The organism is Kribbella sancticallisti, assembly GCF_039530625.1.
Lineage (GTDB): Bacteria > Actinomycetota > Actinomycetes > Propionibacteriales > Kribbellaceae > Kribbella > Kribbella sancticallisti.
This window is the reverse complement of sequence record NZ_BAAAOS010000074.1, coordinates 13258-29674: the sequence shown is the minus strand read 5'-3', so window position 1 is coordinate 29674 and position 16417 is coordinate 13258. Positions and strand designations below refer to the sequence as shown.

Genomic DNA, 16417 nt, shown 5'->3' with positions numbered 1-16417 from the left:
GAACGATCTAGTCGAAAGGCGATCGATGACTCTGCCGACTGTCGAACCTGACCCGCGCTACCACCTGGAAGCGGCGGCAAGGACCATCGAGCTGCTGCAGGCGGTAGGGAATGACAGCCCGGTGACCATCGCCGGCCTGAGCGCGCGCCTCGGGTGGACGAAGCCGATGGTGTACCGACTGGTTCGCACGCTGCATTCCTGCGGTGCACTGAAGGTCGGGGACGACGGGTACAGCCTCGGGCCGATGATGATTTCGCTCGGGTACGCCGCACTGCAGTCGGTTCGCCTGGTGGAAGCGGCCCGTCCGTTGTTGAACAGGATTCATGAGCAGACCAATGAGTCGGTCGTGCTGACAGTCCTCGACGGCACGGACATCGTGTACGTTGACTTCCTCGAGACCGATCACCTGCTGGTGTTCCGGGCACGGCTGGGCACCCGCCTGCCGGCCTCCCACACCTCCAGCGGACATGCCCTCCTGCGCTCCCACACCCATGAAGAGCTCGCGACGCTCTACGCCGGATACGAGTTCGAGCCGCCCACCGTGCATGCCGTGTCGTCTCTCGACGTCTTGGAGCGACGTCTGGAGGCTGTGCGAAGGAAGGGCTACGCGCTCGTCGACCAGGAGGTGGCACGGGGTCACCGGTCGGCTGCAGGTTCGATCTTCGACCACACCGGCCGCGTTGTGGCCGCCGTCAGCATCTCGGTCCCGGCGGCCCGGGTGTCCTTGCCTCAACTTCGTCGTATGGCGGAGGCCGTGCTGCTGCCTGCGGTAGCGGAGCTCAACGCCGAGCTCGGCTACGTCCCCGGGCAGGATGCCTCGCTCTAGCGCCATGAGCTGACCAGAAATTCCAGCAGGCCACATGCTTCGTCGACACCTCGTGACCACGGCAACTCGACGATCACTTCGTCGAAATGTAGCTCGGCTGCTTCGGCCAACCGCGTCGGCAACTGCTCGAAAGCAGCTGGCGAGCAGTGCAGCTTCAGGACCTTCCGAGCCGAGCGAACACGTCCGGCGACTGCCGTCTCAGCCTCGAAGAAGGCCACGGACTCCACCATCTTCGACCTGGTCCACGTGTCGACGAATCCGAGAGCGAGCCAGCCGTCCCCGGTTCGAGCCGCGCGCCGGATGGCCGGGGCGCTCATCCCGCCGATCAGCAGGCTGGGCCCGTTCTCCTGCTTCGGCACCGGGCTCAGCAAGAGACCCTCGGGCACGTCAAGCTCGGCACCCCGGAATCCGGTCGTGCGCCCGGACCAGCAGTCGCGCAGGACCGTGATCATTTCATCCAATCTGACTCCGCGCGTGTCGAAGCGGTGACCCAGCACCTCCATCTCCACCTGGTTCCAGCCGGCACCGAGCCCGACCGCAAGTCGCCCCGCGGACAAGTGGTCGATCGTCGCAAGCTCTTTGGCCGTCTGCAGGACGTTGCGTTGCGGAAGCACGAGTACCGCCGTGCCGATCACACAGCGTGCGGTGACTCCGGCGAGAAACGCGCAGGTGCTGAGCGCCTCGAGGTAGGCGTCCGAGGCGTTCCAGGTGATCCGGCCGTCGGCGCTGTAGGGGTAGCCGTCTATCGGGTCACCTTGGATGACGATATGGTCGCTGACCCACAGGCCATGGGCACCGGCGCGTTCCGCGGACCGCGCCATCGCCTCGATTCCCAGCTCCAGCGCCGGAGCACCGCTGTTGGGAAGGTTGCAGGAGATTTTCACGTCCGCCCTTCACTGCGAGTCGCGTACGGGCGCCATGCGGTCAGCCGCATGGACCTCAGCAGGACGGCCAGAACGATGGCGAGGCTCTGGACAAGCAGCTGGGACGACGTCGGCGCGCCCAGTGCCAGAGTGATCTGGACCAGTTGGGTCAGGAAGAGCGCCGCCAGCGCGGTCGCCACCACGCTGCCGCCGCCCCCCTTGAGAGGCGCACCACCTACGATGACGGCGGCGACAGCGGGCAACAGGTACGGGTCCCCGATGTTGAGGGTTGCCGTCCCTGCGTATCCGGCCAGCAGGACGCCGGCCAGGCCTGCGCAGGCGCTCGAGGCCACGTAGGCGGCGGTGACGTGCCGATTCGTCAGGATGCCCGCCGCTCGGGCCGCGGTCGGGGACGCCCCCGCGGCAAGGAAGTTGCGACCGGCAACCAAGCGGGTCTGGAAGGCGGCGAGCACCGCAACGATCGCGAGGGCGATCAGCGCCACCGTGGGCAGTCCGATCGGGGTCCTCCGCACGAACTGAGCCAGTGCGTCCGGGGCGGCCACTGGTAATCCGTCGGACAGCGTCCAGACGACACCCATGACCAGCGCATTGGTGGCGAGCGTGGCGACCAGTGGCGTGATCGCCAAGCGGACGACGAGAAGGCCGTTCAGCAGACCCACAGCGACCACCGCTGCCGTCGCCAGTCCGAGGGTCGCCGTCAGCTCCCGTCCCGTCGCGACGCTGGTGCAGGCGATCATGGCAGTCAGTGACATGGTGCCCGGCACCGAGAGATCGAACCCGCGCTGCTGGACGACCAGGGTCTGACCAGCGGCTGCGATGGCAAGGGCGCCGGCGAGGGGAAGCATGGAGTACAGGCTTGCCACCCGCAGGGTTCCCGGAGCCACCAGCAGGCTGAGGATGACGAGCACGATCAGCGCGGCCCAGATGCCGAGGTGCGGTAGGTGAAATCGCGGTGTGTCCGGGTACAGCTGCCCAAGGTCAGGTGCCTGGAGCTGCTGCGAGTCTTGGACAGGCGCGGGGTGATTCATGTGACCACCGCCAGGTCTCGGCTCTTGCTGTACGCAGCGACCGAGATCAGAAGCGCACCGCCCAGGATGTACCAGTTCCAGGCGGTGTCGAGCTGCACGAAGGCTGTCACAGCGTTGACTTGGCTGAGCAACAGAGCTCCAAGGAGTGCGCCGAGGAACGAGCCCCTGCCGCCGAAGATGCTCGCGCCCCCGACAGCGACAGCAGCGATGCTGCTCAACATGTAGGTCAAGCCCGCCGAGGCGTCCCCGGATCCGATCTGGCTCATCAACGGGATCCCGGCCAGGGCTGCCAGTACCGAGCAGCCGACGTAGGCCAGCAGCCGGTACTTCTTGTCGGAGATCCCGACGGTTCGGGCAGCCTCGGGGTCTGAACCCACCGCTCGCAGTCGGACACCCGTTCGCGTCCACAGCAGCAGCGCCTCGAGGATCAGGGCCAGCACGACGGCGACGATGAACGTCACCGGTATGAATCCGACGCGGGTGGAAATCGTGTCGATGAGCTGCCCCGAGATGAAGCCGCCGGGAACCGGCCGGAGAATCAGGGAGACAGCCTGCAACGCCATGTACGTGGCCAGCGTGGCAATCACCGGTGATAGTCCGCCAAGATCGACCAAGGCCCAGTTGAGCGTCCCGACCGCGACGCCCGTCAGCAGCAGCAACAACCACCCGAACGCCTGATCCGTCGCGGTGGCCCCGTCCACTAGGTAGAACGACTCGAGGACCACGACGAGACCCATGAGTGGTGCTACCGAGAGATCGATGCCTCCGGTGAGCATGACCAGTTGCTGGCCGAAGGCGACCAGTCCGAGAGTCGCGGTCAGGGCCAGGATGCCGCCCAGGTTCACGGCGGACAGGTACCGCGGGTCCGCATAGGTGCCGAGCAGTCCGAGCAGGACGATGCCGATCCCGACCAGGCCGAGTGGCGCGGTGTGGCCGGCAAGCCACTGCCCCAAGCGGCTGGCCCGAGTGCGGTGGCTGACCCGCTCGGTGGTGGCGGTGACGATCGACCGTGCGATGTTCGGCTCGGTGAGGTCGGCGCCCTCGTACGTCGCGGCCACCTTGCCGCGAGAGAAGACATGGACTCGGTCGCAGAGGCCGGACAGCTCTAGGGAGTCCGACGACAACACCACGACGGCAGTACCGGCTTCAGCGTATCTGCGCAGATGTCGGTAGATCTCGGACCTCGTACCGACGTCGACGCCTTGAGTGGGCTCATCGGCGAGAATCACCTTCGGCTTGGTGGCCAGGACACTGGAGAGGACGACCTTCTGCTGGTTGCCGCCCGACAGTGTGCCCACCGCGACATCGAGCGAGGGTGCCTTGACCTTGAACTCGGCGCTGGAACAGCGGGCCTGGTCACGTTCGCGACGCGGCAACAGCACGCCGTACCTGGAATGATCGCCTCGGCTGCGCATCGTGAGATTGGTGCGCACGTCGTACCCCGCGATGATTCCTTCCTGAGAGCGGTCGCCCGGCACATAGGCCACCCCCGCCCGTAAGGAGTCGCGGACGCTCCCCAGCGGCGCAGCGGCTCCGTCCACTGTGACGGAGCCGGACGCTGGAGTCAGACCAGCCAGGGCGCGGAGGAAGGCACGCTGCCCGTTGCCTTCGATGCCCGCCAAGCCGACGATCTCCCCTTTGCGGACGCGAAGGTCCACATCGTCGAAGTGCGCCCCGCAGAGCCCTGTCACCTCGAGGGTCACGCGGCTTTCGGTACCGTCGGACTTGGCTGGGAAGATGGCGTCGAGGGGCCGCCCGGCGATGAGGTTGACGATCTCCTGCTCGCTGAGGTCGCCGGCGTCGAAGGTTCCGCGAGCTCGGCCGTCGCGCAGAACCGTGATCCGGTCCGCGACCGCCCGGACCTCGTGGATCCGGTGCGAGATGTAGACGACCGCGGTCCCGTCCGCGGCGAGACTTCGGATTCGCGCGAGCAACCCGGCCACGTTCGCCGCTCGCAGGTGTTCAGTGGGCTCGTCGAGGACGAGGACCTTCGGCTTCTGTGCCAGGGCTTTGGCGATTTCCACGATGAAGCGTTGTTCTGGAACAAGCGTCTCGACCCGCGCTGTCGGCTCGATCCGAACGTCGTTCCCCGCGGCGCGGAGCAGCGGCTCGGCCCAGGCCCTGGCCCGGCGCGCCGCGCCAGGCGTGGGCTGCGCGATGAGCATGTTCTCCGCGATCGAGAGATCTGCCGCCAGGGCAGGGTGCTGGCGGACGATGGCCAGCCCCAGCGCGCGTGCTGCCTTGACGCTGGGCCTGGCCAGGTCGACGTCGGAAATCATCACCGCCCCCGAGTCGGCTCGGAGGGACCCGGCGGCGATTGCCATCAGCGTCGACTTTCCGGCCCCGTTCTCACCGACCAGAGCATGAATCTCGCCCGGCCTGGCCTCGAAGGTGACGTCATCGAGGGCGAGGACGCCTGGGAATCGCTTGCTCACTCCGACCAGCGACAGCCCTGCGGTGTCTGCCGAGGTGGGCGATGGGTCGTGCGGCGTACTGGTGCTTGACGTCACTAGGGTCTCCTTGTCGTGCGAGTGCTCGTCCGCCGGGGACCGGGCTCAGCGGAAGAGACGAGCCAGCTCCTCCTCGGTCAGGGGTGAGGAGAGGTCGGCGTCGGGCGGCAGGCTCTGCACGCACCGCGGCTCCTGGCCGTTGGCCGAGTCGATGAAGGGCGGCATGCGGAAGATCTCCGACCGGGCGGTGTCGCGATCGTTAGCGGCCGCGACCCCCTTGCGAATCGCCAGTTGGGCCATGTCGTTGGTGGAGTCGACCGAGAACATGGGGAAGTCCTCGCCCTCTCTCGTCAGCTTCTGCCACATGCAGCCCAGCTCGTTGCTGGTGGCCAAGGATGCGATCGCCGGGATCTTCACGTTCGCGTTGGCGAAGGCGTCGATGGCTGCCGCCGCAGTCACGCCGTAGTCGGTGATCACGCCGTCGATCTGGGGATACTTCGCAATCAGGCCACTGACCGCCCGCTGGGCATCGACCTTGTTCCAGTTCGTCGTCACCGGCTCGTCGACCAGTAGCTTGACGTCAGGATGCTGGCGCAGCGCCGCTTTGATTCCGGTTAGCAGCTGTGCGCTCGTCGGAGCCCCGGGGTTACCACCGAGGAACACGATGTTTCCCTTGCCGATGGTCTTGGCGGTCCAGCTGCCGAGGTCCTGTCCTCCCGTCTCGGCACCCATGACGACCTTGGCTGTGTAGTCCTCCCCCGGCGTTCCGCCGGGGTCTCCGTCGTACGGAATCACGATCACGCCGGCACGAGCGGCGGCGCGCAGCGCGGGAAGCTGCGCAGGCCCGAAGTCCGGGTAGACGATCAGCACGTCCACACCCTGGCTCACCAGGCCGTTGATGTCACCCGTTGCCTTCTGCGGGTCGCCGTTGGCGTTGGTGTAGAGGATGTTGCCGTCTACGGCAGGGCACTTGGCGACCTCCTTGCGGATGACCTCGAGCGAGATCTTTCGCCAGGCGTTGCCTCCGAAGCCGTCGGAAAGCCCGACCTTCAGCGGCTTGTCGCCGCACCAGTCCGCGGCGTCGACGTCACGCGCGACCGAGACCGTTGCGGCCTGGCTGGGACTCGTCGAGTCTTGAGAGGCGCTCTGTGATGTGCAGGCTGAGAGGGAGAGGAATCCCATCACAGCCGCGGTTGCGGTAAAGACCTTCATGGTGACCCTCCATGCTGACGTGCCGGGTAACCGCCGACGGGCTGTCGGTGTCGTGCCGCTCGCCCCCGGTTGCAGGGATACAAGCTGCTTGGCGTAACGTCTGTCAATACAGTGGTTCGGTCAGCGATACGCGTGGAACGGGTGTTCAGCTGATGGCGCAGCGCAGCCCGGCTGACGGCTGTACTGGTCCCGGCCCGCATCCGGCGTACTCACAGTTCGTTGGTGTATCCCTCGCGCAATAACTCGCGAACGATGGCCGCGTTCACGTCCGCCTTCGGTCGCTCGGCGTTTTCCAGCGCGAAGACATCCCGCCCGAGAGTGGCAGCGGCTGTCAGCATCTCGTGTGTCTCCCACAGGCCCGAGCGAATGATCGACTTTCCGCAATGGAAGAAGACCTCTTCGACGCCAACCACCAGTGCGAGCCGGACCGGTCGGGCAGTGGGCTCGAAACGAGCGAGCACCCCGGGGTCGTCGGTGACGATGCCCTGCCCGTTCACGCGCAAGGTTTCGCTGAGACCCGGAACGAAGAAGAGCAGTCCCAGCTGAGGACGCTGTGCCACGTTCCTGAACGTGTCAGCGAGGTTGTTACCTGCCCGATCCGGTAGGGCCAGCGCCTTCTCGGTCAGCACTTTGGCGAATCCCGGTCCGTCCCCACGGGGGCTGCAGTCGGCACCTTGTGAGGAGGCCGAGGCGACGCACGCGAACGGCGAGTGAGCCAGGAACCGACGGGCCGTCAGCCCGATTTCCGAGGAGATCTTGGCCTTGGCCAGGTGCTCTGGCGGTTCCAGTTCTGCCTCGAGGTCGTCGAGGCTCAGACGACGGAGGGACTCCAGTGACTCAAACATCCAGCACCAGTGCCTCCCCGGACGCACTGCGGCTGACGCAGGTCAGCATCAGATCGTCCGTGTCATGCTGTTGCGGCGTCAGGACATCGTCTCGATGCTCGACCTGTCCGCTCAGCACCGGCACGGCGCACGCGCCACACAGACCGTTACGGCACCCCGACGCGACGGCCACGCCCGCCCGTTCGAGTGCCGTCAGCAGACTGAGCTCAGCGGGCACCTCCAAGGTCAGCTGCGAGCGCCTGGCTTCAACCCTCATCGGACGCGGCGGTGACAGCTTCTTGTCGCGCGGCTTGAATCGCTCCACGTGCACCAGTTGAGGAATCCCCACCGCGGCAGCCGCGGCTTCCACCCCGGCCACCATGTCGGCCGGGCCACAGCAGTAGATCTCCACGCCCTTGGGAACCCGCGCCAGGACCGCGGCGATGTCCATCCGCTTCCCGGCGTCGCGGGGGTAGAGATGCACACGGTCGGCGTACCTGTTCAGTTCCTCGCGCAACGCCATCGCGCTCAGGCTTCGGCCTGCGTAGTGGACGACGGTGCCGCGCTGGGCCGCCCTGGCCTCGCGGACCATCGAGGAGATCGGGGTCACGCCGATCCCACCCGTGATGAACACGTACTGCGAAGCGCCCACGAGTGCGAAGTGGTTCCTGGGCCCACGAATGGTCAGGAACTGTCCTGGCCGGAGGAACATATGGATGTACTCACTGCCGCCTCGACTCGCGTTGTCGCGGTTCACAGCGACCTGGTACCACGACAAGTCCTCAGCGGCAGCTATGAGTGAGTACTGCCTGGTCAACCCGTTCGGTAGAACCACATCGATGTGTGCACCAGCTGACCAGGATGGCAGCGGCGTGTCGCCCACCGCTCTCAGTTTGACCGCCACGACCGTTTCGGCGAGGTGAGTCAGCTCGGCGACCTGCACGGAGAGGGGGGTGGGAGCTGTGCCGACCACGTCATTTCCCAACCGTGGTAGCAGACCCCAGGAATGGGTAGTCGGTATAGCCGATGTGGTCGCCGCCGTACCACGTGGACCGGTCGCTGGGCGCGATCGGCAGGCCCTCGCCGATCCTCGCGACGAGGTCCGGGTTCGCGATGAAGGGCCGTCCGAACGCCACGGCATCCGCCTCGCCGCCGGCCAACGCACGGGAAGCCCGCTCTTCGTTGTAATCGTGAGCAAGGATGACCGAGCCGTGGAACACGCGCCGGATCTCAGCCTTGAAAGCTGAGTCCACCAGGTGCGTGGGGCTGGAGCTCGCCCCCAGGTAGTTGGCGTTGTTCGACTCGACCAGATGGACGTAGGCGACGCACTGGGTCTCGAGGTCTTCGACCGCTCGCAGGGTCGTCTCCAAGATCTCCGGGTCGAGCGTGTCACCGAAGTCGACATCGGGCGAGAGCCGGACACCGACGCGGCTCGGACCGGTCACCGCCACGACGGCTTGGACGACTTCGCGCAAGAATCGGATGCGTTCAGGAATTCCGCCACCGTAAGCGTCGGACCGGCGATTGGTGGTGGAGCGCAGGAACTGGTCGATGAGATAGCCGTTGGCCGCGTGGATCTCCACACCGTCCATCCCGGAGTCGAGGGCCCGGCGGGCTGCCTCCTTGTACTGCGTGACGACTTCGTCGATGTCCTCCTGCGACATTTCTCTGGGCGGTGAGCACGGAATGTTCCCCTGCCAGCCGTCGGCACGCTGATACCAGACTTTGGCGGTCGGAGACACGACCGCGGACGGGGCGATCGGCCGGCCGCCGGCGATCTGGTCGTTGGAGATGCGCCCGACATGCCACAGCTGCATGAAAATGCGGCTTCCCTCCAGGCGGTGCACCGCTTCGCTGACCGCCGACCAGCGTTCGATCTGCTCGGATGAGTAGATCCCCGGTGTGAGTGAGTATCCCTTGCCAAGAGGGCTGATCACCGTGCCTTCGGTGACGACCAGTCCCGCCGATGCACGTTGCTGGTAGTAGGTCGGCGCCATCACCGATGGAAGGTCTCCGGGCTCCTCGGCGCGCGATCGCGTCATCGGTGCCATGACGATCCGGTTGCTCAGACTCAGCCCGCCTCTGAGGACTAGCGGGTCGAGCAGCCTGGGAGCTTCGGGATGAGTCACTGGGGATCCTTTCGGTTGTTGCTCATGGCAGGCCCCTGGACGCCTTGTGGGGTGCGTGCACCCAAGGGCAGGCCGGACCGATGATTCGGATGCGTGGCTCGGCGCGAGGCGCCGGCTGAGCCGGTGTCGTGTTCTCGGTGAAGTCCTGGCACGTCGTGGTCCGCGCCCGCGACGATGTCCTAGGGATGGATGGGGACTTGGTCTCTCACCTGCGGTTCCTCCGGCGGTCCCGCCGCCGAGCTGTGGTGCCGCCGCTCGGGTCCGCCCAGCATCAACTCGCGGTGTCCCAACAGACCTTCCGGTCGCCACCTCAAGGCGGCGATCAGCGCGGCGCCCATGACTGCCGAGGAGACTCCTGCCGGCAGGTCCACGGTTGCACCGAATACCGAGACTCCACCCTCGAGCCTGCGCAAGACCTCGTTGAGCGCAGTGATGAGCGCGGCACCGCAGAGTGCACCGGTGACGCTGCTGATGCCGCCGATGATCGCCATAGTGACGACCAGGACAGTCTGGGCGAGGTAGAACGACCCCGGGGAGAACGCCGTCAGCAGTTCGGCGTACAGCGCACCGGCGAGACCGGTGATGAACGCTGAGACAACGAATGCGATGGTCCTGGCACGGACAACGGAAATGCCCGCGGCGGCTGCCGCAATCGGCTGGTCGCGCACGGCCCGGGCACTTCGACCCTGCTTCGACCATTTGTACAGTGAGCTCAGCGCCACGCTGACCGCCAGGCAGACGAAGACGCCGGCGAAGGTGGTCGTCTTGGGTACTCCGAAGAACGCCTGAGGGCCGCGGGTGATGGGGGTGGCCTGCGCGATCACGTTGTTCACGATCACAAGCAACCCCAGGGTGGCAATGGAGGCGGCGGCACCAGTGAGCCTCATGAGCGCGGGTCCGGCGATCGTCGCCAAGGCGGCGGCGACGAGCCCGCCGATGAGCAACGACAAAGGAGTTCCCACGTCCCAGCTTGCGAGCAGTGACGGCATGTCCGGCAGGAACACTGCCTTATCGGCTACTGGCATCGCCGCAATGCCGCCGGCATAGGCGCCTACGGCCATGAAACTGACATGGCCGAACGACACGATGCCGGTGGACCCGGCGAAAGCCTGGTAACCGATCGCCAAAATGGCGTTGATCCCGAAGAGCAGGACGATCACCGACATACTGGGAACGCTCCACACGACTGCCGCGGCAACGGTCAACAGCAAGCTTGTCAGCACCGCACCGGCGACAGCGCCGCTGGGGCCGGCCGCGTTCACCGGATGGTCCCGCCTGAGGGCAACGACTCGCCTCATCACGCCTCCGCCTCCTTTCCGCCCGCAAGCCCTTGGGGCCTGAACAGCAGAATCCCGATCACGACGGCAAAGACGATCGCGGGAGTGAACGGGACTGCCGGAGACGGGAGCACCGAACTCATGGTGACTTCGACGATCCCCAAGGCCAGGCCACCCGCGACAGCGCCGGAGATCCGTCCCAGACCGCCGAGCACGAGCGCGATGAACGCCTTCAAGGTCGGCTCGAGATCCGATCTCGGGGTCACCGCTCCGATCTTGGTGAACCACAGGACACCGACGACGCCGGCGAGGACCCCGCTGATCGCGAAGGCGATCATGAGGACCCGATTGGGTCTGATCCCCATCAGCCTGGCGACATCGGGCAACTCGGCCGCAGCGCGCAACTGCGCGCCGAAGGACGTCTTGCCGAGAAGGAGGTAGAAGGCTGCCAGGGTGACAAGGGCTGCCGCGATGGTCATCAGTTGAAGGACTGGGACGCGCAGGTCGCCCAGTTGCAGGACGTGGTTGAGGATCTCGGGTGCTTGAAGAACCCGAGGGCTCTCGCCAAAGATCAGGATGGCAACGTACTGAACCACGAGCAGTACACCGAAGGAGGTGATGAGCAACGTGCTTGACGGGGCACCGATGAACGGCTTGAAGGCGAGGAACCCCATTCCGAGGGACAGCGCGGTGACGAACACGATGACGATGAGTACCGCAGCAACGAAGTCGACACCCGACCCGGTCAGCACGATCACCCCGTAGCCGGCCCCGATGAGGAGAAAACCGTAGGCGAAGTTGATCAGGTTCATGACGCTGAAGACCAACGTCAGCCCCAGTGCCAGCAGTGCGTACATAGATCCGATGCTGAGGGCATCCAGGCCGCCCTGGATCAGAGCGGTCATGACGCCACCGCGGTGTTGATACCGAAGTACGCCTGGATCAGCCGGTCGTCCTCGCCGGCTTCGGCAGAAGTTACATCGAGAGCCTTGCGGCCCAGCTTGAGCACACAGGCGCGATCGGCGAAAGCGAGAGCACGTCGGGAGGACTCCTCGACCACGATGACTCCGCGCTCGGCATCGCTGAGTGAGACCAGGGCCTCGTACATCTCGCCGGCCACCTTCGGGGCCAGCCCCAGGCATGGTTCATCGAGCAGGAGCAGTGACGGGCGGGCCATCAACGCCCTGCCGATGGCAAGCATCTGCTGCTGGCCACCAGACAGGTTGCAGCCCTTGTCCGAGCGCCGCTTGGCGAGTACGGGGAAGGCGTTGTAAACCTGGTCGAGGCCATCGAGCATCATCCGGCGGCCCTGCCCTCGGCCGAACCGGCGACGAACCGCCAGGGCCCCCATTTGCAGGTTCTCCTCGATGGACAAGGTCGCGAAGATGCCTCGCCCTTCGGGCGCCAGCGCGATGCCGAGTGACGACCGGTCCTCGGCTGACAGTCGGGTGATGTCCTCGCCGCGGAAGTGCACCGCGCCGTCCCACGGCCGAAGCAGGCCTGCTATCACCTTCATCATCGTGGTCTTCCCGGCGCCGTTGGCACCGAGTAGCGCCAACGAGGATCCGTTCTCGAGGTCCAGGGAGACGTCCTTGAGCACCGCCGTCGCGCGGTACCCCACGGTGACGTCTCGGAGGCTGAGCAGGGGTGTGTTCATGAGGCACCTAGGTAGGCGTCGACGACATCCTTCTGCTGGAAGGCGTCGCTGGGTGAACCCTCGAAAAGGGTCTTGCCTTCGTCGAGGACCTGGATCCGGTCACTGATGGTGGTCACCAGTTCCATGTCGTGGTCGATCAGGATCACGCTGCAGTCGAGGTCCGCCCGGATCCGCAAGATGAGTTCCCGCAGCGTCTGCGTCTCGTCGTCATTCAGCCCGGCGGCAGGCTCGTCGAGAAGCAGGACGCGAGGCCTGCCGGCCAGCGCCCTGGCGAGCTCGACGCGCCGCTGGTATCCGTAGGGCAGAGACTTGACGACCTCTCTGCTCACCTCGCCAAGGGTGAGCAGGTCGAGAAGCTCATGCAGATGCGCCAGGGATCCACGCGTGGACGATGCGTTCTCACCGACGCGCACGTTCTCCCAGACCGTCATCTCTGCGAAAAGCTTCAGGTTCTGGAAGGTCCGGCCGAGGCCGTACCGGGCCCGCACTCTGCTGGAAGCACCGGTCACATCGCGCCCCTCCAGAATGATGGAACCGCCGTTCAACCGGTGAACGCCCGAAATGCAGTTCATCAGCGTTGTCTTTCCCGACCCGTTGGGGCCGATGAGCCCGAGTACTTCACCACCGGTGAGCCGCAGGTCGACGCCATCCAGCGCGGCCACCCCGGCGAAACGCTTGACCGCAGCGCGGACGTCGAGCCGCACAGCCGGTACGGCCGAATCGTCGTCCAGGGCAAGGGTGTCGGCATCGATGTCGAGCATGGTGTCACTTCGCCTTCTCGCGCGCCTTGTACGTCGCCTCCACGCTCCACTTTCCGCGGTCGAGCTTGACCATGGTCGGGTCCCACACGGCGTAGCCGTCCTGCCAGCGGCTGAGCGTGCCCCCGGCGACAGGCAGACCGGTCTGCTGGCGGATCGCGGCGGCGGCCGACCTCGCGTCGACGACATCCTTCTGTTGCAGGGCCTGATTGACGGCCATGAAGGTCTGGTAGGCCCCCGGAGCGTTGGCCTGCTCAGGGAACGTCCCGAATCGGCGTTTGTAGCTGTCCACGAACTTCAGGATGCCGGGATCGGTCTTGGCGTCGATGCCTGCGCCGTCGAAGTAGACCTGCGCGGCGTAGTGGATGTCGTTCGACTGGTTCACTCCCACGAGCTGGGGGAGCTCACGTGTCTGTAGTGTGATGTTGCCCAGCACGGGAGCCTTGACCCCCGCGGCCCGCAGTTGCTTCACGAATGTTCCGACCGACGGATACACTGCCAGCGCCTGGACAACGTCGGGATTCGCGGCCTTGACCGCCGAGATCACCGAACTGAAGTCAGCCTGACCTCCGAGCGAGTCGACGCGTTCAGTGCCGACGACCTTCCCGCCCTTGCCCTCGTAGAGCTTTCGGTACGCCTGATCCTGTTCGGTGAAGTAGGCAAGCCCTGTGTCGATCACCTGGAAGGTGCTCTTCCAACCGCGATCTACCGCGAGCTGGGCCTGCGCGTCTCCTAGCTCCGTGGTCGTGATGCCGCCGCTGAAGAACAGGTCGCCGACCGCCTTGCCGAAGACCGTCGAGGAGGCCGCCAGCGACAGCGTCAGCACACCCGCGTTCTGGCCGACCCGGGCGGCCGCGACACCGCTGTCGAAGTCATCGGCTACGACCAGGATCTGAGCGCCGTCATCGATCAGCGTACGAGCGACCTGAGCACCCACGGCGGGATCGGACTTGGTGTCTCGCGCGTCGACCTTGAGCGGACATCCCTTCACCCCGCCGGCAGCGTTGATCTCGTCGACGGCGACCTCGAGCCCGCGCCGGCCGGCGACGTCGAAGAACGAGGCGAAGCCGCTCTCGGCCTTTGCGACGCCGATCAGGATCTTGCCGTCTCGGCACTCCAGGGAGCCTGACCCCTGGCTCGCACCCGGCTGACCACCGTCGGCGCCGCACCCCACTGCGCCCGCTGCGACGCACAGCCCGATCACGGTGGCCTTCATCCAGTTCCTTGAAAGCTCTAGCACCATTTCCTCCAGGTTCGGGATGCGAGCGACCGCTCGAAACGTGATTTGAAGTTACGACTTCCCTCCAGCGGAGTCAAGCAATTGGGTCACCCACGTCTGACGACAGGCGATCCGCACCCGGGGCCCGGCCGCCCGCCTGGACCGACAGGCCCCACTTCGCCCCGCCATCGAGGAGCGCGGACAACTGCAGCTTTGGTATTGCGCATTATGAGCGATTGCTCATATAGTGAGCAGTCTGCAAGACTATCCCTCCGCCATGCCGAGAAGCCGAGATAGCGAGATCGAACCCGCATGTCCATCGAAGTGCGCCCTCTTGCGCCGGGTGAACCCGTCCCCGAAGGAACCATGACATCGGCTCCTGCCATCCGGCCCCGGCACACTCGGTTGGTGCGGACGCTCGCGAAGGAGCTCCGCGTAGATCTCGACACGGTCACCGGAACCGGTACTGCGGGGAGGGTTCGGAAGCAGGATGTCCTCGCTGCGGCGACTGACTCCAGCCATCTCAGTTCACCTGCTGTTGGAACGCCCGAGTCGACTCCCACAACCTCATTGGGCGGGCACTCCGAATTGGTCGGGCGCGCCGAGAAGCTCTCGCCGCTGCGCAAAACGATCGCCAAGAGGATGGTCGAATCCCTACGGACGAGCGCCCAGGTCACCCAGGTCGTCGAGGTCGATGTCACCAAGCTGTCGCGCCTGTTGGAGTCGGTCCGGGCCGACTTCGCCGTCACCGCGGGCGTCGAGCTGACCTGTTTCTCTTTGGTCGCCAAGGCCACCATCGATGCACTCGGGGCACATCCGTCAGTGAACGCGACGATCGATACCGACAAGGGTGAGGTGACATACGCCGATGCCGAACACCTCTCGATCGCTGTTGATACACCTCGCGGCCTGCTCAACCCCGTGATCAAGGACGCGGGAGACCTGAGCCTGGCCGGCCTGGCCCGCAAGATCGCCGACCTGACCGACCGCGGCCGCAACAACAGGATCGCCCCCGCCGAACTGTCCGGCGGCACGTTCACGATCACGAACAACGGAAGTGCCGGTGGGCTGTTCGACACGCCGATCCTGAACCACCCGCAGGTCGCCATCCTCGGAACCGGGGCGGTGGTCAAGCGGCCGGTGGTCATCGACGACCCGAAGCTCGGAGAAACGATTGCGGTCCGGCAGATGGTCTACCTGTCCCTGACCTACGACAACCGACTGGTCGACAGCGCGGACGCTGCCCGGTTCATGACCGACCTCAGGCAGCGTCTCGAAACCGGGCGGCTCGAGGCCTGAAACCCTCACCAAGGGGCGCTTTCAGCGGCCGAACCGGTCGATCTGCTTGGCCCGCTCACCGATGTCCGCCGCCGCCGCCAGTAGCCGTGGCGCCAGATTGGACTCGACCTCACCCGGCTGGATGGGCCGGGCGATGGACAGGTTGACCGCCGCGATCGGCATCGAGTCAGCGCCGATCACCGGCGCGGCAACCCCTCGTACTCCCACCACGATCTCCTGGTCGTTGAAGGCGTAGCCACGGTCTCGAGTCTTTTGCAGTTCGTCAGCCAGCTTCTTCCGATCGGTGATGGTGTTGGGGGTCATCTTCTGGAAGTCGCTGCGTTCCATGATCTCGACCACGCGCTCTTCCGGCATGAATGCGAGCATGGCGCGACCCAACGACGAGTTGACCATCGGCAACCGGCTCCCCACCACCAGCCGCAAAGCCAGCAGGTCGTCATTGAGCAGCCTGACGACGTAGACGACTTCGGCGCCGTCAGGCATCGCGAAGTTCACCGTCTCACCCGTGTCGTGGCGAAGGGCCTGCAAGGTCGGCATGGCCATGTCAACGAGACCGATGCCGCCGAGCACTGCCTGCGCCAGGGACAGCACCTTGAGCCCAGGCCGGAACGTGCTCTGCCGTATCTCTTCGAGATATCCAAGTCGGCGGAGGGTCTGGCAGAAGCGATAGGCGGTCCCACGGTTCAGACCGGTCAGCTCAGCCACCTGATTGGTGTTCAGGGAGGAGCGCCGTTCGTCGAAGAGCTCCAAGATGGACAGGGCGCGAGCCACGGACTGGATGCCGCCGTCGGCACCGCCACTTTTCGAACCATTGTTCGCTTCGTGAGCCACGAGTTCAGGATACCCAGACAGCG

15 protein-coding genes are annotated in these 16417 nt (G+C 65.7%); 2 read left to right on the top strand and 13 right to left on the bottom strand.

Features of this window, described 5'->3' with window-relative positions:
• Window positions 1–25 precede the first annotated feature (25 nt).
• The gene (locus ABD255_RS43250; RefSeq protein ID WP_344222709.1) at window positions 26–826 is read left to right on the top strand and encodes an IclR family transcriptional regulator; all 801 of its coding nucleotides are present in this window, start codon (window positions 26–28) and stop codon (window positions 824–826) included.
• Here the strand turns inward: ABD255_RS43250 and ABD255_RS43245 are convergent.
• From ABD255_RS43245 to ABD255_RS43190, 12 genes are all read right to left on the bottom strand, one after another.
• Window positions 823–1710 carry a TIGR03619 family F420-dependent LLM class oxidoreductase gene (locus ABD255_RS43245; RefSeq protein WP_344222708.1) on the bottom strand — a complete coding sequence of 296 codons (888 nt, stop codon included), beginning with the start codon at window positions 1708–1710 and terminating at the stop codon, window positions 823–825. The two genes, ABD255_RS43250 and ABD255_RS43245, sit on opposite strands and share 4 nt — an antisense overlap.
• A complete protein-coding gene (locus tag ABD255_RS43240) occupies window positions 1707–2738 on the bottom strand; it encodes an ABC transporter permease (RefSeq protein WP_344222707.1) in 1032 nt (343 codons plus the stop codon). The genes ABD255_RS43245 and ABD255_RS43240 overlap by 4 nt, the downstream gene beginning before the upstream one ends.
• Window positions 2735–5248: an ATP-binding cassette domain-containing protein gene (locus ABD255_RS43235; RefSeq protein WP_344222706.1), complete on the bottom strand. Its 2514-nt coding sequence runs from the start codon at window positions 5246–5248 to the stop codon at window positions 2735–2737. The genes ABD255_RS43240 and ABD255_RS43235 overlap by 4 nt, the downstream gene beginning before the upstream one ends.
• Window positions 5249–5293: 45 nt before the next feature.
• Complete coding sequence (locus tag ABD255_RS43230) at window positions 5294–6400, bottom strand: substrate-binding domain-containing protein (protein ID WP_344222705.1); 1107 nt, start codon at window positions 6398–6400, stop codon at window positions 5294–5296.
• Between the two features lie 209 nt (window positions 6401–6609).
• On the bottom strand, window positions 6610–7245 hold the full coding sequence (locus ABD255_RS43225; protein WP_344222704.1) for an MSMEG_1061 family FMN-dependent PPOX-type flavoprotein: 636 nt from the start codon (window positions 7243–7245) through the stop codon (window positions 6610–6612).
• Window positions 7238–7876 (bottom strand): flavin reductase family protein, encoded by a 639-nt coding sequence (locus ABD255_RS43220; RefSeq protein WP_344222703.1) that lies wholly within the window; start codon window positions 7874–7876, stop codon window positions 7238–7240. Before ABD255_RS43220 ends, ABD255_RS43225 begins: the two co-directional genes overlap by 8 nt.
• Before the next feature lie 322 nt (window positions 7877–8198).
• Window positions 8199–9353, bottom strand: a complete 1155-nt coding sequence (locus ABD255_RS43215; RefSeq protein ID WP_344222702.1) for an alkene reductase — start codon at window positions 9351–9353, stop codon at window positions 8199–8201.
• A 179-nt stretch (window positions 9354–9532) separates the two neighbouring features.
• Entirely contained in the window at window positions 9533–10615 is a 1083-nt protein-coding gene (locus ABD255_RS43210) for a branched-chain amino acid ABC transporter permease (protein ID WP_344222701.1), read from the bottom strand.
• 35 nt (window positions 10616–10650) lie between these two features.
• Complete coding sequence (locus ABD255_RS43205; protein ID WP_344222700.1) at window positions 10651–11535, bottom strand: branched-chain amino acid ABC transporter permease; 885 nt, start codon at window positions 11533–11535, stop codon at window positions 10651–10653.
• Window positions 11532–12287, bottom strand: coding sequence for an ABC transporter ATP-binding protein (locus ABD255_RS43200; protein ID WP_344222699.1), 756 nt, complete (start codon window positions 12285–12287; stop codon window positions 11532–11534). The genes ABD255_RS43205 and ABD255_RS43200 overlap by 4 nt, the downstream gene beginning before the upstream one ends.
• Window positions 12284–12991: an ABC transporter ATP-binding protein gene (locus ABD255_RS43195; RefSeq protein WP_344222698.1), complete on the bottom strand. Its 708-nt coding sequence runs from the start codon at window positions 12989–12991 to the stop codon at window positions 12284–12286. Before ABD255_RS43195 ends, ABD255_RS43200 begins: the two co-directional genes overlap by 4 nt.
• Window positions 12992–13052: 61 nt before the next feature.
• On the bottom strand, window positions 13053–14261 hold the full coding sequence (locus ABD255_RS43190) for an ABC transporter substrate-binding protein (protein WP_344222697.1): 1209 nt from the start codon (window positions 14259–14261) through the stop codon (window positions 13053–13055).
• Window positions 14262–14672: 411 nt separating this feature from the next.
• On the opposite strand from ABD255_RS43190, the gene ABD255_RS43185 reads away from it, so the two are divergent.
• On the top strand, window positions 14673–15563 hold the full coding sequence (locus ABD255_RS43185) for a 2-oxo acid dehydrogenase subunit E2 (protein ID WP_344222696.1): 891 nt from the start codon (window positions 14673–14675) through the stop codon (window positions 15561–15563).
• A gap of 21 nt (window positions 15564–15584) precedes the next feature.
• Here the strand turns inward: ABD255_RS43185 and ABD255_RS43180 are convergent, their stop codons facing one another.
• Window positions 15585–16394 (bottom strand): IclR family transcriptional regulator, encoded by an 810-nt coding sequence (locus tag ABD255_RS43180; RefSeq protein WP_344222695.1) that lies wholly within the window; start codon window positions 16392–16394, stop codon window positions 15585–15587.
• Window positions 16395–16417 lie beyond the last annotated feature (23 nt).